Source organism: Streptomyces monashensis, assembly GCF_001866665.1.
Classification (GTDB): domain Bacteria; phylum Actinomycetota; class Actinomycetes; order Streptomycetales; family Streptomycetaceae; genus Streptomyces; species Streptomyces monashensis.
Map to the genome: position 1 here is coordinate 224,723 of NZ_MLYO01000011.1, position 18,850 is coordinate 243,572.

Consider the following 18,850-nt stretch of genomic DNA (forward strand, 5'->3'; position numbering starts at 1 on the left):
CCTCGGGAGAGAGAACGGCATGGACCACGGGATGGTCGGCAGCGCACAGTCGGGCCGGCTCCTGGTGGAGGTGCGGGAAGAGGGCTCCAGTGCCGTCGTCCAGCCGGCGGGTGAGCTTGACCACCACACCGCCGATCTGCTGCGCGAGCCCCTCGACCACCTTCTGGCCAAGGGCTTCTCGCGCCTCGTCGTGGACTGCACACGCCTGGAGTTCTGTGACTCCACGGGCCTGAACGTCCTGCTCGGCGCCCGGCTGAAGGCCGAGGCCGCCGGTGGCGGGATCCATCTGGCGGGGATGCAGCCGGTGGTGGCCCGCGTGTTCGAGATCACAGGAGCCGAAGCGGTCTTCACCGTGCACGACTCCGTGGCCGCGGCCCTGGCGCCCGGCGCCGACTGAGTCCGCGGGCCCCGCTCTCCCGGCCTGCCCCGCCCCGCCCGCGCTCCCGCCCGCCGCTCCGGCGGAGGGCGTGCGGGCCCCGCGCACCCCTTGTGGCGAAATCGGGGGGTGTTCCGCCGGATCGGCCGGGCAGGAGAGGGCAGGAGGAGGCGGAAGTGGGCACGGGAGTGGGCAGAAGCAAGCAGGAATGGGCAGGTGGCGGCCGGTCGGTGCGGACCGCTGTCGTCCTTTGAAACGTGAACTGGTGGATCGGTGAGGTGAAGCGCTGATGAGCACCACCCGGCCTTGCTCGCCGGGCGACCGCGGCCCGGAGTCCAGCGGCGCTTCCGGGGCGTCCGAGGAGGGTGCGCCGAGCACGGACGCGCCCGTGGCGGCGGCCGCCGCGCCGGCGGCGACGGGCATGCCCGCGCGGGCGGAGGCGGACGCGCCGGCGGAGACGGACGTGCCGGCGGAGACGGACGCGCCGGCCGGGGACGCCGACGGCGCGCAGGGCGCCGGCGGGCGGCAGACCCGCAGGCTGACCCTGGAGGGCGAGAGCGGGGTCGTCCCGCTCGCCCGCGACTTCACGCGCCAGGCGCTGTACGCGTGGGGCTGGCTGCCCGCCGCCACCGCCGACCGGCGCGCCGCCGCCGAGGACGTGCTGCTCGTCGTCTCCGAACTGGTGACCAACGCCTGCCTGCACGCCGAGGGCCCCGACGAACTCGTCCTCGTCCGCGACGACAAGGTGATCCGGCTGGAGGTGTCCGACCGCGGCACCGGCCAGCCGGCCCCGCGCACCCCGCACCGGGCCGGCCGCCCGGGTGGCCACGGGATGTTCATCGTGCAGCGGCTCTGCCTGGACTGGGGGGTCGTCCGGACCCCGGGGCGGGCGGGGAAGACGGTGTGGGCGGAGCTGGGCGCTCCGCTGTGAGCGCCGTCGGGCTCGCGTAGCTCCCCGGGCTTGCTGGCCGCGGACCGCCTCCGTCACGAATCCTCCCCCGTACCGTCTCTTCCTTCCTCACGCGCCCCGGCGTACCTTGACGGCTCATCTGATGAACCGTCAGGAATGGGGTGGACCGATCGTGTCGTACCCGAAACGAACCGCGGCGCTCGCGTCCGCCGCGGCCCTCGCCGGATCGGTGGTGCTGCTGGCGGCGCCCGCGGCCCATGCCGATGTCGTCGACGTCAACTACCGCTGTCAGACGCCGATCGGGGTCAAGAGCGCCGTCTCGCCCATCAACATGACGGGCGTCAGGAGCGGCGGCAACTACAAGATCACGATGTCCTGGCAGAAGGGCGTCTCCTCCAGCCCGGTCGAGCTGGGCAAGGGGGCGATGACCCCGAGCGCCACCATCCGGCTGGGCGGTGCCGACAGCGGCTCGCTCCCGGTCAGCGGGCCCCCCAACGCGGCCGCGATCCCCGCCAACACCCCTATCAAGATCAGTGACTTGAGCGGGACGTACACACCGAACAGGACCGGCAAGGTCACCTTCACACCGGGCACGCTCACCATCAAGGCGCTCGGTACGACGACGACCTGCACGCCGACCAACAGCCCGGGGCCGGGCCTGACCCTGGACGTGACGGCGGCCGGCGGCTCGACCGGCTCGTCCTCCGGCGGATCGTCCTCGGCCGGGTCGTCCTCGTCGTCCGCCTCGGGCGGCACCTCCGCCGGACAGCTCCCGCAGACCGGCCCCGAGGACTCGGCGGTCGCCCTCGGCACGCTCGGCGCCACGGTGTTCCTCGCCGGTGCGGCCGGCACGTTGTGGCTGACCCGCCGCGGGCAGTCCGTACGCCGCTGACCCCGGTCGAGCCGTACGCCGCCCCCTGGCCACCGCTGGAGCCGCCCATGCCGTCCGCCGCCCGTGCCCTGACCCGCTCCCTGCCCCTGGCCGCCTGTCTGCTGCTCGCCGTGCTGGGCGCGCCGCCGCCCGCAGCCGCAGCGGACCCGGGCTGGTCCGTCGCGCCCGTCGGCGGCGGCCGGCCGTCCTTCTACGCCGAGGGCGCGCCCGGCACGGTCCTGCAGGACGCGGTGTCCGTCACCAACTCCGGGCGTGCGCCGCTCGACGTCCGGTTCTCCGGCACCGGCCCGCGGACCGTGTTCGCCCGGCCGACGCTGCGCGTCCCCGCCCGCACTCGCGCCGAGGTGCCCTTCACGGTGACCGTGCCGGCCGGGGACGCGCCCGGTGTCCGCTCCGGCGCCGTCGTCGTACGGGACGCGAAGGGGCGCACCGTGAGCGTGCCGGTCCGGCTCCGGGTCGGCGGTCCGGCGCTCGCCGCGCTGACCGTCGAGCATCTCGCCGTGCACGCCCACAGCATCACGTACGACCTGGTCAACCGGGGTACGACCGAGCTCGTGCCGACTCTCGCGGTGCGCGCGGACGGCGTGTTCGGCCGGGTCCTGGACCGCACCCCGCGCGCCCTTGCGCTCCGGGTGCGCCCCGGTGCGCGGGTACGGCTCACCGAGCCCTGGCCGGACCCGCCCGCGCTGGACGCCGTCGACGTACGGCTGACGGTCACGGCGCCGGGCGGCGCGCACGACACGGCGGCCGCGTCGGCCCGGTTCGTGCCGTGGGCGCCGGTGGCGGGGGCGGGCGGCGTCGCGCTGGCCGGGGCGGGCGCGCTGTTCGCCGTACGCCGCCGACGAGGTCGCGCACCGGCGGACGTGCCGCAGGGGTCCGCCGAACTCCCGTGTCCTGCCCTGGAGTTGACGGAAGGCGCGATGAAGTGAGCGGACACGTGAGGCTTCTGCGGCGGCCGGCGGGCGCGACGCTGCTCGCGCTGCTCCTGCTCTGTCCGGCCCTCCTCCTCGCCGCCCCGGCGCACGCGGCGGACGGCCCGACCGTGAAACTGTCCACGACCCAGGCCGGCACCGGCGGCTCGGTCACCGCCAGTGGGACGGGCTGGCGGCCGAACACGCTGCTGATGTTGCTGGTGTGTGGTCGCGCCACACCCGCCCGGGGCGTGATCGGCGGCACCAACTCCTGTGCCAACGGCGACGGCCGGGCCGTGACCACCGACGCGCAGGGCGCCTTCAGCAAGCGGCTCCCGGTCGCCGAACCACCCGTGCCCTGCCCCTGTGTGGTGCACGTGGCCACGGTCACCGGGACGCAGGCGACGGCGGACGCGGTCCTGGAGGTCGCCGGGCATCCGGTCGCGCCGCTGCCCGCCGAGCCGTCCGGCGGCCGGCTGGCGATCCTCTCGGACACCCGGCTGACCGGTTCGAACGGCCCGCTGACCTGGTTCGGGGCGCCGCCGAGCCGCAGCCTGGTCTTCACGATCGGCAACACCGGCACGAGCGCGATCAAGGACCCGGTGTTCCAGGTTGGCTCCGCACACGGCGTCTTCGCGCCGCAGTGGGACGACCGGCAGTGGCAGGGCACCCTGGCGCCCGGTAAGAAGGCGCAGGTCACGCTGCCCGTCGAGCTGACGGCCGGGGCGCACGGCGACTACACCGTGTCCCTGAGGTACGACGGCAAGGTGCTCGCCGAGCAGCCGTGGGGCGTGGGGCGGCCCTGGGGCGTGACCCTGTTCTGGCTGCTGCTCTGCCTCGTGGTCCCGGCCGCGCTGTTCCGGATCGGCATGGCCGTCGTGGACCGGGTACGGCCCCGCCGCCCCGGCGGCGCCCACCGCACCCGCGGCCTGCGCCTGCCCGACCTGCGCCTGCCGCTGCCCCGCTCCCGGACCGGCACCGGCACCGGCTCCGGCACCGGCTCCGAAGATCCGCCCCCCTCGACCCCGACCCTGCCGTGGTTCGCCCCGGACTCCGTCCCGGGCGGCCCGGCCGGCCGGCTCTCCGCACCGCACACCGACAGCCCGACGAGTCCTACGACTCCCACCACGAAGGGACCCACGTGAGCATCCGAAGGAGAGGTACGGCCGCGGGCGCCGCGCTGGCGCTGTGCGGTGCGGGCGTCCTGCTGGGCATCGCCGCGACCCCCGCGCAGGCGGCCGAGGTGTCGTTCGCCACGCACTGCGTGCCGCCCGCGGGGATCACTCCCGTCGACGGCACCACCAAGGTCGAGATCACCGCGCCGGCGACCGCGAAGGTCGGCGACACGGTGGACGTCGTGTGGAAGTTCGTCCAGGCGGCGTCGAAGAACCCGAACATCATCGACCTGCCCGCGAACTCGGTCCAGCCGTCCGGGGTGCTGAAGGCGGCCGGGGCGCAGAGCGCCGACATCGCCATGCAGGGCCCGCGGCAGAACCCCGCGATCCCCAAGGGCGGTGACATGGTGCTGTCCGACATGAAGGGCAGCCTGAAGCTGACGACGGCCGGCGAGGTGACGCTGACGCCGGACGCGTACACCGTCAACGCGATGTCGACCGACACCGAGTGCACACCCAAGGAGACCGTCCAGAAGGCGGCGACGATCCAGGTGACGGGCGCCGGTGGCGGCGGCACCCCCACCACGACCCCCACGACGACGCCGACCCAGACCCCGACGGCCACGCCCACGCCCACGGCCACTGCCACCGGCGGCAGCGGCGGGACCGGCGGGCAGACCGACTTCACCGGCAAGGAGGTGCAGATCCCGTACGCCTGCAAGACCCCGATCGGCGACAAGAGCGCGACCTCGCCGGTGCAGATCAACGCCAGGAAGAACGGCGGGAACTTCGACCTCACCGTGCAGTTCAAGAAGTCCGTGATGGACAGCCCCGCCGACATCCCGGCGAACTCCGTGAAGCCGTCGATGGAGGTGGTGCTGGGCGGCGCCGACAAGGGCACGGTGCACGTGGAGGGGCCGATGAACGCGAGCCCCATCAAGTCCGGCGACCCGATCACCATCCCGGACCTCACCGGCACCTACAAACCGGGCGCGAGCGGCAGCTCGACGCTGTCCCCGGGCGTGCTCACGGTCAAGGCGCTCGGTACGACCACGACCTGCACGCCGACCAGGACCGAGGTCTCGCTCACCCTGGACACGAGCCAGCAGCCGGGCGGCGCGTCCGGCGGCACGTCCACCGGCGGCGGCACGAGCGGTACGGGCGGCACCACCGGCGGCTCCGGCAGCGGCTCCGGCGGCCTCGCCGACACCGGAGCGAGCGACCACGGCGCCCTGAAGGCGCTGGGCCTGGTGGCCGGCACGGCGATCCTGCTGGGCGGCGCGGTGTTCACGTTCATGCCGGGACGCAGGACGCGCTGACCGTCCCGAGAACGCCGAAGAGGGCCACCGCGTCCGACGACGCGATGGCCCTCTTCAGTGGGACCGCTGCACGGAACTACGTCAGTGGACGTTGCCCATCATCTTGCTGACCTTCTTGCGGTACATCCACACCGCCGCACCGGCGAGCACGGCGAGCACGGCCTCCAGGGCGACGAAGCCCTGCTTGTCGAGGTTGACACCGCCGACGGCCGGGTTCGAGAGCAGCGCGGTGATCGAGTCGCCCGCGGTGACCGCGAGGAACCAGACACCCATCATCTGGGAGGCGTACTTCTTCGGCGCCATCTTCGTCGTCACCGACAGACCGACCGGCGACAGCGTCAGCTCACCGATGGTCTGCACGAAGTAGATACCGACGATCCACATCGCGGCGGCCTTGTGACCGCCGTCGGCGATGGACAGCGGGGCGAGGAAGACGAAGAAGGAGACACCGATCAGCACCAGACCGGACGCGAACTTCACGATCGTGCTCGGCTCCTTGCCGCGCCGGTTCAGCCACAGCCACAGCCAGGCGAAGACCGGCGCCAGCGCCATGATCATGACCGGGTTGACCGACTGGTACCAGGAGACCGGGAAGCCCCAGCCGAAGACCGTGTTGTTGGCCGAGCTGCTCGCGAACAGCGACAGGGTCGAACCGCCCTGGTCGTAGATCATCCAGAAGACGGCGGCGGCGACGAAGAACCAGATGTACGCCGACACCTTCGACTTCTCGTCCCCGTCCAGGTCCTTGTCCCGGAGGATGCGGGCGATGACCAGGATCGGCACGATCAGACCGATGATCGTGAGCGGGATCAGCGCCCAGTTCAGCGTGAAGTGACCGGTGCCGCCGACGACACCGTAGAAGACGGCCGCGGCGGCCAGCCAGATCAGGCCCTTGCGCAGGGTCGCGGACTTCTCCTGGGCGGTCAGCGGGGTCGGGACCTCGCTGCTCTTCTCGCTCAGGTGACGGCCGCCGAGCAGGTACTGGGCCAGACCCAGCGCCATGCCGAGCGCGGCGAGCGCGAAGCCCAGGTGCCAGTTGACGTTCTCGCCGACCGTGCCGATGACCAGCGGCGCGACGAACGCACCGACGTTGATGCCGATGTAGAAGAGCGTGAAGCCGCCGTCACGGCGGGGGTCGTCGGCGCCCTTGTAGAGGTGGCCGACCATCGTGGAGATGTTGGCCTTCAGCAGACCGGAACCGATGGCGACCAGACCCAGGCCGACGAAGAAGCTGGCGGCGACGGGCAGCGCCAGGCACAGGTGGCCGAGCATGATGATCAGGCCCGCGACGGCGACCGTCTTGCGGGGGCCGAGCACGCGGTCGGCGAACCAGCCGCCGGGCAGGGCGAGCAGGTACACGAGCGACACGTACACCGAGTAGATGGCGGTCGCCGTGCCCGCGCTCAGGTGGAGGCCGCCCGGGGCCACCAGGTACAGCGGGAGCAGAGCCCTCATGCCGTAGTAGGAGAAACGCTCCCACATCTCGGTCATGAAGAGGGTGGCCAGGCCGCGGGGGTGGCCGAAGAAGGTCTTCTCGGAGCCGGGGGTGCCCGGGCGGACCGAGTCCTTCGTCAGGCTGGACGCCATGGTCGTTCCTTGCTGGTCGGGACGCGCTGCTGGAGCGTCACGCGCCCGGTGGGGGTGTGGCCGGCACCGGCGAGGTCGGTCGTCCACCCCCACGCCCAGGGGGAGTCCGTCTCCGGATCACGGAAGCGGCGGACGGCGACCACCGGGATCCACGCCCCGACGCGACGATGCGTCCGGGGCCCGGCCAGAGGTCATTCCTTTCAAGGCTGGCGGTCGCCAGCCCGTACACAAAAGAGACCTTCAGCGTCAGATGCCCGCCAAAGGTCCCCGGATGTACTACAGGCGTTCACGTCACTGTACGGCAGGACACTGCCGGATATGGAAGGACTTGAGACGCGGATCACAGGTGTCGAGGGAACCGCAGGAGGGGTTTCGAAGGCCCCCTCACGATCGCATCTCCGGACCGATGGTCCGAACCACCAGTTCGGCAAGGTAAGAGTCCCAGGAAGCGATCACACCCCAGCGAGGCGCGCGAGCGGTCTACCATCACCTCTATGACCCGTGTACTGCTCGCCGAGGACGACGCGTCCATCTCGGAGCCGCTGGCCCGCGCCCTACGCCGCGAAGGTTACGAGGTCGAGGTGCGCGAGGACGGCCCCACCGCGCTCGACGCCGGAATGCAGGGCGGTGTCGATCTGGTCGTACTGGACCTGGGACTGCCCGGCATGGACGGTCTGGAGGTCGCCCGCCGGCTGCGGGCCGACGGCCACACCGTGCCGATCCTCATCCTGACCGCGCGGGCCGACGAGGTGGACACCGTCGTCGGCCTGGACGCGGGCGCCGACGACTACGTCACCAAGCCCTTCCGGCTCGCCGAACTGCTCGCCCGTGTGCGGGCCCTGCTGCGCCGCGGTGCCGCCGAGCCCCAGCAGCCGCCGGCCACCCACGGTGTGCGGATCGACGTCGAGTCGCACCGCGCGTGGATGGGTGACGAGGAACTCCAGCTCACCGCCAAGGAGTTCGACCTGCTGCGGGTGCTGGTGCGCGACGCCGGTCGGGTCGTGACCCGTGACCAGCTGATGCGCGAGGTCTGGGACACCACGTGGTGGTCGTCCACCAAGACCCTCGACATGCACATCTCCTGGCTGCGCAAGAAGCTCGGCGACGACGCGGCGAACCCTCGCTACATCGCCACGGTCCGCGGCGTGGGCTTCCGCTTCGAGAAGAGCTGAGCCCCGCCGGGGGGCCGCGGTCACCCCGGGCCGATCACCTCAGGTAACGGAACATGCGCCGACGTCTCATCCAGTCCACCCTCGCCGTCGTCCTCGTGGTGATCGCCGTCTTCGGCGTCTCCCTGGTGATCGTCGAGTCCCGGACGATCAGCAACAGCGCCCAGGAGCGGGTGGACTCCGAGGCGGTGCGGCTGGCCAGCATCGTGGACAGCCGGATCCTCGCCGCGGAGAACGTCAACGCGGACGTGTTGCGCAATCCGGTCAGCAAGGAGCAGTACGCGGTCATCCGCCTGCCCGGACAGCCCCCGATCGAGATCGGCACCAAGCCGCAGGGTGATGTGATCCACGCGACCCAGCACGGCGAGGAGGGCGAGACGGTCACCGTGCAGGAGCCGCGCTCCGCGGTGACCCGGGAGGTCGGCCGGACCCTGCTGATCATCGGGCTGGTCGCGCTGCTCGCCGTCGTCGCCGCCGTCCTGCTCGCCATCCGCCAGGCCAACAAGCTCTCGTCCCCGCTGACCGACCTGGCCGAGACCGCCGAGCGCCTCGGCTCCGGCGACCCGCGCCCGCGGCACAAGCGCTACGGCGTCCCCGAGCTGGACCGGGTCGCCGATGTGCTGGACTCCTCCGCCGAGCGGATCGGGCGGATGCTGACCGCCGAGCGGCGGCTGGCCGCCGACGCCTCCCACCAGCTGCGCACCCCGCTGACCGCGCTCTCGATGCGGCTGGAGGAGATCACCCTCACGGATGACCCGGACATCGTGAAGGAAGAGGCGAACGTCGCGCTCACCCAGGTCGAGCGGCTCACGGACGTGGTCGAGCGGCTGCTGACGAACTCCCGTGACCCGCGCACCGGTTCCGCCGTCACCTTCGACCTGGACGAGGTCATCCAGCAGCAGCTCGCCGAGTGGCGGCCCGCCTACCGCAGCGCCGGCCGGGCCATCGTCAGCTCCGGCAAGCGTCATCTCCAGGCCGTCGGCACGCCGGGCGCGGTCGCCCAGGTGCTGGCCGCGCTGATCGAGAACTCCCTCATGCACGGTGGCGGCACGGTCGCGCTGCGTACCCGGGTCACCGGCAACCAGGCCGTGGTCGAGGTGACCGACGAGGGTCCCGGCGTCCCGGCCGACCTCGGCGCGCGCATTTTCGAGCGCACGATCAGCGGCCGCAACTCCACGGGGATCGGCCTGGCCGTCGCCCGCGACCTCGCGGAGGCCGACGGCGGGCGCCTGGAACTCCTCCAGACCGCCCCTCCGGTCTTCGGCCTGTTCCTCTCCCGCACCCCGCCGGCCCGCAAGGCGGACGAGAGCCGGCCGACGGTCCGCTGAGGCACGGAAGAGCTGAGGCACAGAAGAGCTGAGGCACGGAGAAGCCGAGGCGCAGAAAAGCTGAGGCACAGAAAAATGGGCCCCCGGTCAGGGGGCCCACTTCGTGCTGCTCGGTGTGCGCGTGTCCTACGGAACCCGCTGCGTCTTCGGCTCCGGCTCGGTCCGCGACTGCGACGCGGCCGCCAGGATCGACTCCGCCTCCCGCGACGGCTCCACCCGGAACACCCAGGTGCGGTACGACCAGAAGCGGAAGAGCGTCGCGACGCCGATGCCCGCGAACTTGAAGAAGTTGCTCTGCAGCGGAGTGTCCCAGCCGAAGCCGTACGTCGCCGCGTAGAGCACGCCGTTCTCGATCACGAGGCCGATCGCACTGAAGAACAGGAACAGCGTGAGTTCCTTGGTGCGGCCGCTCTTCTCACGGTCCCGGTACGTCCAGTAACGGAAACCGACGTAGTTGAAGGCGATGGCGACCACGGTCGCGATGATGCTCGCGCGTACCACCTGCAGGTGGGAGGCGCTGCGCACCAGGTTGAAGACAGCGAGATTGACAAAGATGCCCGCGACACCGACGGTGCCGAACTTGGCCACCTCGCGCACGAGTCGTTGCAGCCCCGAGGAACGAGGTTCCATGGCTGGGCAGCTCCCGTCGGTAGGTTTCGTCAGCCCAGCCATGCTAACCAGGTGAACCGGCCGACGCCTGCGCTCCAGGCCACAGCTGGGAAACAGTCCGGAAAGAGGTCGGGAAGCCGGCGGTAAGAGGCCGTGAGAGGGACGCGATCCGGCCGCCTCGAAGTGGCCGATACGCTATAGACGTGACGTTCCCGGTAGTCGGCATGGTCGGCGGGGGGCAGCTCGCGCGTATGACGCACGAAGCGGGCATCCCGTTGGGCATCAGGTTCAAGCTCCTCAGTGACACCCCTCAGGATTCCGCGGCGCAGGTGGTGAGCGATGTCGTCATAGGCGACTATCGCGACCTGGACACGCTGCGTGACTTCGCGCGCGGGTGCGATGTGATCACCTTCGATCACGAACACGTACCCACCGAGCACCTCAGGGCCCTGGAGGCGGACGGCATTCCCGTGCGCCCGGGGCCCGAGGCGCTGGTGCACGCCCAGGACAAGGGCGTGATGCGCGCGAAGCTCGACGCGATCGGCGTCCCGTGCCCCCGGCACCGGATCGTGGCCGACCCGGAGGACGTGGTCCGGTTCGCGGCGGAGCTCAGAGGGGGCGGGCACGAAGTGCCCTCCGGCAAGGGCGGTGGCGGGAGACGGGCGGGCGGCTTCCCGGTCGTCCTCAAGACCGTGCGCGGAGGCTACGACGGCAAGGGCGTGTGGGTCGTGGAGACCCCGGAGGAGGCCGCTGAGCCGTTCCGGGCCGGTGTCCCGGTCCTCGCCGAGGAGAAGGTCGACTACGTCCGCGAGCTGGCCGCCTGCGTCGTCCGCTCCCCGCACGGCCAGGCCGTCGCCTACCCGGTCGTCGAGTCCCGGCAGGTGAACGGCGTCTGCGACACCGTGATCGCGCCCGCCCCCGGCCTCGACGAGGCGCTCGCGCTGCAGGCCGAGGAGATGGCGCTGCGGATCGCCAAGGAACTCGGCGTCGTCGGGCATCTCGCCGTCGAGCTGTTCCAGACCCGAGACGGCCGTGTCCTCGTCAACGAGCTGGCGATGCGACCGCACAATTCCGGCCACTGGACCCAGGACGGCGCGATCACCAGCCAGTTCGCCAACCACGTCCGTGCCGTCCTCGACCTCCCGCTCGGCGACCCGCGCCCGCGCGCCCCGTGGACGGTCATGGTCAACGTCCTGGGCGGCGACTACCCGGACATGTACTCCGCGTACCTGCACTGCATGGCCCGCGATCCCAAGCTCAAGATCCACATGTACGGCAAGGACGTGAAGCCCGGCCGCAAGGTCGGACACGTCAACACCTACGGCGACGACCTGGACGACGTGCTGGAGCGCGCCCGTCACGCTGCCGGCTACCTGAGAGGCACGATCACCGAATGAGCCCCGTTGTTGGCATCGTCATGGGGTCGGACTCCGACTGGCCCGTCATGGAGGCCGCCGCCAAGGCCCTGGACGAGTTCGAGATCGCCTACGAGGTCGACGTCGTCTCCGCGCACCGCATGCCCCGCGAGATGATCACGTACGGCGAGCAGGCCGCCGACCGCGGCCTGAAGGTGATCATCGCGGGCGCGGGCGGCGCCGCCCACCTGCCCGGCATGCTCGCCTCCGTGACCCCCCTGCCGGTCATCGGTGTGCCCGTGCCGCTGAAGTACCTGGACGGCATGGACTCGCTGCTGTCCATCGTGCAGATGCCGGCCGGCGTGCCCGTCGCCACCGTCTCCGTCGCCGGCGCCCGCAACGCCGGACTGCTCGCGGCCCGGATCCTCGCCACGCACGACGAGGACCTGCTGCACAAGATGCGCGACTTCCAGCACGACCTCAACGACCAGGCCACCGAGAAGGGCAAACGGCTGCGCGCCAAGGTCGAGGGGTCGAGCGGCTTCGGCTTCGGGAAGTAAGACGTAATGACCTCAACCGACGAAGTACGGTCCCTGCTCCGCGAGTTCCCCGTCGTCGACGGCCACAACGACCTGCCGTGGGCACTGCGCGAACAGGTCCGCTACGACCTCGCCGCCCGCGACATCGCCGTACCGCAGAACGAGCACCTGCACACCGACATCCCCCGCCTGCGCGAGGGCGGCGTCGGCGCGCAGTACTGGTCGGTGTACGTGCGCTCCGACCTGCCCGGCGCGGTGCCGGCCACCCTCGAACAGATCGACTGCGTACGGCAGTTGATCGCCCGGCACCCCGCCGACCTGCGGGCCGCGCTGACCGCCGCCGACATGGAGGCGGCGCGCGCGGAGGGCCGTATCGCCTCCCTGATGGGCGCGGAGGGCGGGCACTCGATCGACAACTCGCTGGGCACCCTGCGCGGTCTGTACGAGCTGGGCGTGCGGTACATGACGCTCACCCACAACGACAACAACGACTGGGCGGACTCGGCGACCGACGAGCCGAAGGTCGGCGGTCTGTCGGCGTTCGGCCGCGAGGTCGTCCGGGAGATGAACCGCCTCGGCATGCTGGTCGACCTCTCCCACGTGGCGGCCACGACGATGCGCGCCGCGCTGGACACCACGTCCGCGCCGGTGATCTTCTCCCACTCCTCCTCGCGCGCCGTGTGCGACCACCCGCGCAACATCCCGGACGACGTCCTGGAGCGGCTGCCCGCCAACGGCGGCATGGCGATGGTGACGTTCGTGCCGAAGTTCGTGCTCCAGGCGGCCGTCGACTGGACCCTGGCCGCCGACGAGAACATGCGCGCGCACGGCTTCCACCACCTCGCCTCGACGCCCGAGGCGATGAAGATCCACCGCGCCTTCGAGGAGCGCAACCCGCGCCCGATCGCCACGGTGTCCACGGTGGCGGACCACCTGGACCACATGCGCGAGGTGGCCGGCATCGACCACCTGGGCATCGGCGGCGACTACGACGGCACCGCCTTCACCCCGGACGGCCTCAGCGACGTCTCCGGATACCCGAACCTGCTCGCCGAGCTGCTGGAACGCGGCTGGTCCAAGGCCGACCTGGCCAAGCTGACCTGGCAGAACGCGGTGCGGGTGCTGGGCGCCGCGGAGGACGTGGCCCGCGGTCTTCAGGCGACGCGCGCCCCGTCCAACGCCACGATCGAGTCGCTCGACGGCGCCGTCTGAGCGTCGAGGGCGGGGTAGTCGTTGTAACCGGCGGCCCCGCCCACGTACATGAAGTACCGGTCCCGGACCGGGTTGAGGGGCGCGCCGCGGCGTAGTCGCTCGACCAGGTCCGGGTTGGCGAGGAACGGCCGGCCGAGCGCGACCAGGTCGGCCCCGGCGGCCAGCATCTCCCGGGAGGCGCGGGCGACGGCCTCGGTGGTGAGGCCGGTCAGGTCCGGGTTGCCGATCAGGACACCGGGCCAGGCGGCACGGATCCGCCGGTACCAGCCGGCCGCCGGGTCGGAGCGCACCAGGTGCAGATAGGCGAGGTCCAGCCCCTCCAGCCGGGCGAGGAGCGTGGCGTAGAGGCCGTCGGTGTCCTCCTCGCGCACGCCGTTGACGGTGGAGGCGGGGGAGATCCGGACGCCCACCCGGTCGGCGCCGATCGCGTCGGCCACCGCCTCCGTCACCTCCGCCGCGAACCGCCCCCGGCGTTCGACGGAGCCGCCGTAGCCGTCGGTACGGCGGTTGGTGTTGTCCGCGAGGAACTGGTGCAGCAGCATCCCGTTCGCCGCGTGCACCTCGACCCCCTCGAAGCCCGCGTCGACGGCCCGGCGCGCGGCGGCGGCGAAGTCGCCGATCGTCGTACGGATGTCGTCGGCGCTCATCTCCCTCGGTACGGCGGCCTGACGGTGCCCGCCGGGCGTGAAGATCGTCTCCGGCAGCGGTACGGCGGAGGGGGCCACCGGGGTCAGCCCGGTGGTGGCCGGGTGGCTCACCCGCCCACCGTGCTGGAGCTGCAGGAACATCCGCCCGCCCGCCGCGCGCACCGCGTCGGTGACCTTCCGCCAGCCCTCCTGGTGCCGGTCGGTGTGGATCGCGGTGATGTCCGGGTACGTCTGCCCGACCGCGTTCGGCGTCGAGCCCTCGGCGACGATCAGCCCGGCGGAGGCGCGCTGGGCGTAGTGCGTGACCATGAGGTCGGTCGGGGTCCCGTCGGCCTCGGCGCGATTGCGGGTCAGGGGAGCCATCACGAGGTGGTGGGGGAGTTCGAGCCGGCCGAGCCGGGCGGGGGCGAGGAAGTCCGTGGAGTGCGTTGTCCGTGTCATGGCGGCACGGTAGAACTTGACACCGATGTGAGATTCAAGCCCTCGGCCGGCGGAGGCGGACATGCGGATCGGTGAACTGGCCCGGCGCACCGGCGTGAGCGAGCGATCGCTGCGCTACTACGAGACCCAGGGGCTGCTCGCCGCCGAGCGCACCCCCGGCGGCCACCGCGACTACCCCGAGCCGGCCGTCGACCGGGTCATCAGGATCCAGGAGCTGTACGCGGCCGGGTTGCACAGCGAGAAGATCCGGCAGTTGCTGCCCTGCATGCGCGACCAGGACGGCGGCCCCTCCGCGATCGCCACCCCGCGCCTGGTCGAGGACCTCACCGCCGAGCGCGACCGCATCGACCGGATGATCGCCGACCTCGTCCGCTCCCGCGACACCCTGGACGAGGTCATCCGCACCGCCCGCGACAGCTGACCGGCGTACCCCCGAACGCTCCACTCACCAGGAAGCGCCCGTTCCCTCCGTGCGACCGTGACGAGTACGCCTTCACGAAGCAGCCGACCACGACGTAGTAGCTCAACCACGACGTAGCTCACGACGACGTACGGAGCCGCCATGGCCGACCTCCGGCACGACATACCCGCGACCACCGGGGCCGGCGCGGGCGAGGGCCTGCCGGGCGACCCCTTCGCGCAGGACGAACCCGGCGCGCTCCTGGTGCGGGCCCACGCGCTGCTCGCCGAGCACCCCGTCGCCGACGGCTACAGCGGACTGCCCTGGGCCCTGCGCTATCTGCCCTGGTACGACCTGGAGCTGGGCGAGGCGGCCGTCGACACCGATGTGCCCCGGATGCGCGAGGGCCATGTGGGCGTGGTGTTCTGGTCGCTGCACCTGCCCGAGGGCCCCGGCGGCGACCGGGCCACGGCGGCGACCCTCGAGCAGCTGGACCAGGTACGCACGGTGATCGAGGCGCATCCGGAGGGCCTGCGCCTGGTGGGCACCGCCGGTCAGGTCATCGACGCCCGCAACTGCGGCCGGGTCGCCGTGGTGCCCGGCCCCGCGTACGCCGCCGCGCTCGACGACTCCCTCGGCATCCTGCGGGTCCTGCGCACCCTCGGCCTGCGTGTCCTCACCCTGACCGGTACGGCCTGGGCGGGGGAGCGCGGGCTGAGCCGGTTCGGCGAGGAGGTGGTCCGCGAGATGAACCGCATCGGCGTGCTGGCGGACGTCTCCGGCGCCTGCGCCGCCACCGTCGAACGCACCCTCGCCCTGTCCAAGACCCCGGTGCTGTGCACCCGCTCCGCCGCCCGCGAGCTGCGCCCGCACCCGGCCAACCTGACCGACGAGCTGCTCACCGCGCTGGGCGCGGCGAAGGGGGTGTGCATGGTGCCGCTGACCGCCGAGCAGACCGGGCCCGCGATCAGGGACGTCGCCGACCACCTGGACCACGTCCGCGACGTGGCCGGCCCGCAGTGCGTCGGCCTGTCCGGCACCTACGACTCCGGCGCCGTCCACCCCCGCGACCTCGCCGACGCCTCGTGCTACCCCCACCTGATCGCCGAACTCCTGCGCCGCGGCTGGACCGAGCCCGAGCTGTCCCTGCTGACCTGGGGCAACGTCCAACGGGTGCTCCGCAGCGCGGACTTCATGGTCCGGGCGGCACAGCGGCGCGCGTGAAGCACGCTGATTCACAGGGAGTTCACCGGCCGAGTATGTGTCCGGTGGTGCACAATGCGGGAGGACGCCGGTTCGGCCGACTGAGCCTCGGCCGAACCGGCGTCCTCCCGACGGCTATGCCGTGGGGCGGCCCATCGCCCGGTACGTCCAGCCCGCCCCGCGCCACAGCTGCGGGTCGAGGGCGTTGCGGCCGTCCAGGATGAGGCGGGTCGCCGCGACCTCGCCGAGCGCCGCCGGGTCCAGCTCGCGGAACGCGCGCCACTCGGTCAGGTGCAGCACGGCGTCGGCGCCGCGCACCGCCTCCAGCGCCGAGCCGGCGTAGCCGAGCGTCGGGAAGACCTTGCGGGCGTTGTCCATGCCCTTCGGGTCGTACACGGTGACCTGGCCGCCCTGGAGGTGGATCTGACCGGCCACGTTCAGTGCGGGTGAGTCGCGCACGTCGTCCGAGTCGGGCTTGAAGGTGGCGCCCAGCACCGCGATCCGCTTGCCGAGGAAGGAGCCGCCGCCGAGCGCCTCGCGGGTCATGGCGACCATCTGACCGCGCCGGCGCATGTTGATGGAGTCGATCTCGCGCAGGAAGGTCAGCGCCTGGTCGGCGCCCAGCTCGCCGGCCCGGGCCATGAACGCCCGGATGTCCTTCGGCAGGCACCCGCCGCCGAAGCCGATGCCCGCGCGCAGGAACTTGGCTCCGATCCGCTCGTCGTACCCGATGGCCTCCGCGAGCCTCACCACGTCACCGCCGGCGGCCTCGCACACCTCCGCCATCGCGTTGATGAAGGAGATCTTGGTGGCGAGGAAGGAGTTCGCGGCCGTCTTCACCAGCTCGGCGGTCGGGAAGTCGGTCACGACGAACGGCGTGCCCTCGCCGACCGGGCCGGCGTACACCTCGCGCAGCAGCTTCTCGGCGCGCTCGCCGCGCACGCCCACCACGATCCGGTCCGGGTGCAGGGTGTCCTGCACGGCGAAGCCCTCGCGCAGGAACTCCGGGTTCCAGGCCAGCTCCGCCTCCGTGCCCGCCGGGGCGTTCTCGGCCAGGTACGCCGCCAGCCGCTCGGCCGAGCCGACGGGCACGGTCGACTTGCCGACGACCAGGGCCGGGCGGTGCAGATGCGGGGCGAGCGAGGCGATCGCGGAGTCGACGTACGACATGTCGGCCGCGTACTCCCCATGCCGCTGCGGGGTGTTCACGCACACGAAGTGCACATCACCGAAGGCGCCGACCTCGGCCCAGTCGGTGGTGAACCGCAGCCGCCCGCTCGACCCCTCGAACCCGGCAACATGCTTGCGCAGCAGCTCGTCCAGCCCCGGCTCGTACATCGGCGTCTCGCCGCGCTCCAGCAGGGCGATCTTCTCGGGGACGACGTCGAGTCCGAGCACCTCGAAGCCGAGTTCGGCCATGGCCGCGGCGTGCGTGGCGCCGAGGTAGCCGGTGCCGATCACAGTGATCTTCAGGCTCATGGGGGTGCGCTCCAGCTCGGACTCGGGTACGTCGGTGATGCGGCCCCGAGCATAGTCGGGCCCCTCACCGGGCAATTTCCCCGCTGTCGCGCACCTCACGTAGGCGCGGCGCGGACGGGCCTCTAAAATTTGAGTTACTTAACGGTAATTAGCGTCAGTATCACTGCGTCTTTGGAGCGTGAGAGACCGTGGCCGGATCGGCTGACTTCGACCTGTACCGCCCGTCCGAGGAGCACGACATGCTCCGCGACGCCGTCCGTTCCATGGTCGAGGCGAAGATCGCGCCGTACGCCGCGGCGGTGGACGAGGAAGCCCGCTTCCCGCAGGAGGCCCACGACGCCCTCGTGGCGAACGACCTGCACGCCGTGCACGTACCCGAGGAGTACGGCGGCGCCGGCGCCGACGCGCTCGCGACCGTCATCGTGATCGAGGAGGTCGCCCGCGCCTGCGTCTCCTCCTCCCTGATCCCCGCCGTGAACAAGCTCGGCTCGCTCCCGGTGATCCTCTCCGGCGGCGAGGAGCTGAAGAAGAAGTACCTGACCCCGCTCGCCAAGGGCGACGCGATGTTCTCGTACTGCCTCTCCGAGCCGGAGGCGGGCTCGGACGCCGGCGGCATGACGACCAAGGCGGTCCGCGACGGCGACCACTACGTCCTCAACGGCGTGAAGCGCTGGATCACCAACGCGGGCGTCTCCGAGTACTACACGGTCATGGCCGTCACCGACCCGACCAAGCGCACCAAGGGCATCTCCGCCTTCGTCGTCGAGAAGTCGGACGAGGGCGTCTCCTTCGGCGCCCCGGAGAAGAAGCTCGGCATCAAGGGCTCCCCGACCCGCGAGGTCTACTTCGACAACGTCCGCATCCCGGCCGAGCGCATGATCGGCGCGGAGGGCACCGGCTTCGCGACCGCCATGAAGACCCTGGACCACACCCGCATTACCATCGCCGCCCAGGCGCTCGGTGTCGCCCAGGGCGCCCTCGACTACGCCAAGGGCTACGTCCAGGAGCGCAAGCAGTTCGGCAAGCCGATCGCCGACTTCCAGGGCATCCAGTTCATGCTCGCGGACATGTCGATGAAGATCTCGGCCGCCCGCGCCCTGACCTACCAGGCCGCCGCCGCCTCCGAGCGCGGCGACGCCGACCTCACCTACCTGGGCGCCGCGGCCAAGTGCTTCGCCTCGGACGTCGCCATGGAGGTCACCACCGACGCCGTCCAGCTCCTCGGCGGCTACGGCTACACCCGCGACTACCCGGTGGAGCGCATGATGCGCGACGCCAAGATCACCCAGATCTACGAGGGCACGAACCAGGTCCAGCGCATCGTCATGGCCCGCAACCTGCCGTAACGGCACGGGAGT

The 18,850-nt window shown here is 71.7% G+C and carries 18 protein-coding genes; 14 read left to right on the forward strand and 4 right to left on the reverse strand.

What is annotated here, in order from left to right; all coding sequences use genetic code 11:
- Nucleotides 1–19 precede the first annotated feature (19 nt).
- The 6 genes from BIV23_RS04600 to BIV23_RS04625 all read left to right on the forward strand — a co-directional run bounded on the left by BIV23_RS04600 (nt 20) and on the right by BIV23_RS04625 (nt 5,523).
- A complete protein-coding gene (locus tag BIV23_RS04600) occupies nt 20–397 on the forward strand; it encodes an STAS domain-containing protein (RefSeq protein ID WP_071379481.1) in 378 nt (125 codons plus the stop codon).
- Nucleotides 398–665: 268 nt separating this feature from the next.
- Complete coding sequence (locus BIV23_RS04605) at nt 666–1,307, forward strand: ATP-binding protein (RefSeq protein ID WP_071379415.1); 642 nt, start codon at nt 666–668, stop codon at nt 1,305–1,307.
- A 151-nt stretch (nt 1,308–1,458) separates the two neighbouring features.
- On the forward strand, nt 1,459–2,178 hold the full coding sequence (locus tag BIV23_RS04610) for an LPXTG cell wall anchor domain-containing protein (protein WP_177239709.1): 720 nt from the start codon (nt 1,459–1,461) through the stop codon (nt 2,176–2,178).
- 47 nt (nt 2,179–2,225) lie between these two features.
- The gene (locus BIV23_RS04615; RefSeq protein WP_071379417.1) at nt 2,226–3,107 is read left to right on the forward strand and encodes a hypothetical protein; all 882 of its coding nucleotides are present in this window, start codon (nt 2,226–2,228) and stop codon (nt 3,105–3,107) included.
- Nucleotides 3,108–3,115: 8 nt separating this feature from the next.
- Nucleotides 3,116–4,234, forward strand: coding sequence for a hypothetical protein (locus tag BIV23_RS04620; RefSeq protein ID WP_425443461.1), 1,119 nt, complete (start codon nt 3,116–3,118; stop codon nt 4,232–4,234).
- The gene (locus BIV23_RS04625; protein WP_071379419.1) at nt 4,231–5,523 is read left to right on the forward strand and encodes a hypothetical protein; all 1,293 of its coding nucleotides are present in this window, start codon (nt 4,231–4,233) and stop codon (nt 5,521–5,523) included. Before BIV23_RS04620 ends, BIV23_RS04625 begins: the two co-directional genes overlap by 4 nt.
- An 81-nt stretch (nt 5,524–5,604) precedes the next feature.
- Here the strand turns inward: BIV23_RS04625 and BIV23_RS04630 are convergent, their stop codons facing one another.
- Nucleotides 5,605–7,110, reverse strand: coding sequence for a peptide MFS transporter (locus BIV23_RS04630; RefSeq protein ID WP_071379420.1), 1,506 nt, complete (start codon nt 7,108–7,110; stop codon nt 5,605–5,607).
- Nucleotides 7,111–7,604: 494 nt separating this feature from the next.
- On the opposite strand from BIV23_RS04630, the gene BIV23_RS04635 reads away from it, so the two are divergent.
- The gene (locus BIV23_RS04635; protein WP_020940464.1) at nt 7,605–8,282 is read left to right on the forward strand and encodes a response regulator transcription factor; all 678 of its coding nucleotides are present in this window, start codon (nt 7,605–7,607) and stop codon (nt 8,280–8,282) included.
- A 53-nt stretch (nt 8,283–8,335) separates the two neighbouring features.
- On the forward strand, nt 8,336–9,607 hold the full coding sequence (locus tag BIV23_RS04640) for an ATP-binding protein (protein ID WP_071379421.1): 1,272 nt from the start codon (nt 8,336–8,338) through the stop codon (nt 9,605–9,607).
- Nucleotides 9,608–9,733: 126 nt separating this feature from the next.
- Here the strand turns inward: BIV23_RS04640 and BIV23_RS04645 are convergent, their stop codons facing one another.
- Nucleotides 9,734–10,237: a GtrA family protein gene (locus tag BIV23_RS04645; RefSeq protein ID WP_071379422.1), complete on the reverse strand. Its 504-nt coding sequence runs from the start codon at nt 10,235–10,237 to the stop codon at nt 9,734–9,736.
- 182 nt (nt 10,238–10,419) lie between these two features.
- Here BIV23_RS04645 and BIV23_RS04650 point away from each other — a divergent pair, with 182 nt between their 5' ends.
- Genes BIV23_RS04650 through BIV23_RS04660 form a run of 3 tightly spaced genes read left to right on the forward strand, consistent with a single transcriptional unit; the run spans nt 10,420 to nt 13,322 of the window.
- The gene (locus BIV23_RS04650; protein WP_071379423.1) at nt 10,420–11,613 is read left to right on the forward strand and encodes a 5-(carboxyamino)imidazole ribonucleotide synthase; all 1,194 of its coding nucleotides are present in this window, start codon (nt 10,420–10,422) and stop codon (nt 11,611–11,613) included.
- A complete protein-coding gene (gene purE, locus BIV23_RS04655) occupies nt 11,610–12,131 on the forward strand; it encodes a 5-(carboxyamino)imidazole ribonucleotide mutase (protein ID WP_079172948.1) in 522 nt (173 codons plus the stop codon). Before BIV23_RS04650 ends, purE begins: the two co-directional genes overlap by 4 nt.
- A 6-nt stretch (nt 12,132–12,137) precedes the next feature.
- Nucleotides 12,138–13,322, forward strand: coding sequence for a dipeptidase (locus tag BIV23_RS04660; RefSeq protein WP_071379424.1), 1,185 nt, complete (start codon nt 12,138–12,140; stop codon nt 13,320–13,322).
- On the opposite strand, the gene BIV23_RS04665 is transcribed toward BIV23_RS04660, so the two are convergent.
- Entirely contained in the window at nt 13,265–14,410 is a 1,146-nt protein-coding gene (locus BIV23_RS04665) for an alkene reductase (protein WP_071379425.1), read from the reverse strand. The two genes, BIV23_RS04660 and BIV23_RS04665, sit on opposite strands and share 58 nt — an antisense overlap.
- A gap of 61 nt (nt 14,411–14,471) precedes the next feature.
- On the opposite strand from BIV23_RS04665, the gene BIV23_RS04670 reads away from it, so the two are divergent.
- Entirely contained in the window at nt 14,472–14,831 is a 360-nt protein-coding gene (locus BIV23_RS04670) for a MerR family transcriptional regulator (protein ID WP_071379426.1), read from the forward strand.
- A gap of 141 nt (nt 14,832–14,972) precedes the next feature.
- The gene (locus BIV23_RS04675; RefSeq protein ID WP_071379427.1) at nt 14,973–16,034 is read left to right on the forward strand and encodes a dipeptidase; all 1,062 of its coding nucleotides are present in this window, start codon (nt 14,973–14,975) and stop codon (nt 16,032–16,034) included.
- Nucleotides 16,035–16,148: 114 nt separating this feature from the next.
- On the opposite strand, the gene BIV23_RS04680 is transcribed toward BIV23_RS04675, so the two are convergent.
- Complete coding sequence (locus BIV23_RS04680; protein ID WP_071379428.1) at nt 16,149–17,492, reverse strand: UDP-glucose dehydrogenase family protein; 1,344 nt, start codon at nt 17,490–17,492, stop codon at nt 16,149–16,151.
- A gap of 188 nt (nt 17,493–17,680) precedes the next feature.
- On the opposite strand from BIV23_RS04680, the gene BIV23_RS04685 reads away from it, so the two are divergent.
- Nucleotides 17,681–18,838, forward strand: a complete 1,158-nt coding sequence (locus BIV23_RS04685) for an acyl-CoA dehydrogenase family protein (protein ID WP_107471069.1) — start codon at nt 17,681–17,683, stop codon at nt 18,836–18,838.
- The last annotated feature ends 12 nt before the right edge of the window (nt 18,839–18,850 follow it).

Excerpts from the sequence above, each read along its gene's own strand:
- BIV23_RS04600 (WP_071379481.1), top strand. The coding sequence starts at position 20 with ATGGACCACGGGATGGTCGGCAGCGCACAGTCGGGCCGGCTCCTGGTG.
- BIV23_RS04605 (WP_071379415.1), top strand. The coding sequence starts at position 666 with ATGAGCACCACCCGGCCTTGCTCGCCGGGCGACCGCGGCCCGGAGTCC.
- BIV23_RS04615 (WP_071379417.1), top strand. The coding sequence starts at position 2,226 with ATGCCGTCCGCCGCCCGTGCCCTGACCCGCTCCCTGCCCCTGGCCGCC.
- BIV23_RS04630 (WP_071379420.1), bottom strand. The coding sequence starts at position 7,110 with ATGGCGTCCAGCCTGACGAAGGACTCGGTCCGCCCGGGCACCCCCGGC.
- BIV23_RS04635 (WP_020940464.1), top strand. The coding sequence starts at position 7,605 with ATGACCCGTGTACTGCTCGCCGAGGACGACGCGTCCATCTCGGAGCCG.
- BIV23_RS04640 (WP_071379421.1), top strand. The coding sequence starts at position 8,336 with ATGCGCCGACGTCTCATCCAGTCCACCCTCGCCGTCGTCCTCGTGGTG.
- BIV23_RS04645 (WP_071379422.1), bottom strand. The coding sequence starts at position 10,237 with ATGGAACCTCGTTCCTCGGGGCTGCAACGACTCGTGCGCGAGGTGGCC.
- purE (WP_079172948.1), top strand. The coding sequence starts at position 11,610 with ATGAGCCCCGTTGTTGGCATCGTCATGGGGTCGGACTCCGACTGGCCC.
- BIV23_RS04660 (WP_071379424.1), top strand. The coding sequence starts at position 12,138 with ATGACCTCAACCGACGAAGTACGGTCCCTGCTCCGCGAGTTCCCCGTC.
- BIV23_RS04665 (WP_071379425.1), bottom strand. The coding sequence starts at position 14,410 with ATGACACGGACAACGCACTCCACGGACTTCCTCGCCCCCGCCCGGCTC.
- BIV23_RS04670 (WP_071379426.1), top strand. The coding sequence starts at position 14,472 with ATGCGGATCGGTGAACTGGCCCGGCGCACCGGCGTGAGCGAGCGATCG.
- BIV23_RS04675 (WP_071379427.1), top strand. The coding sequence starts at position 14,973 with ATGGCCGACCTCCGGCACGACATACCCGCGACCACCGGGGCCGGCGCG.
- BIV23_RS04680 (WP_071379428.1), bottom strand. The coding sequence starts at position 17,492 with ATGAGCCTGAAGATCACTGTGATCGGCACCGGCTACCTCGGCGCCACG.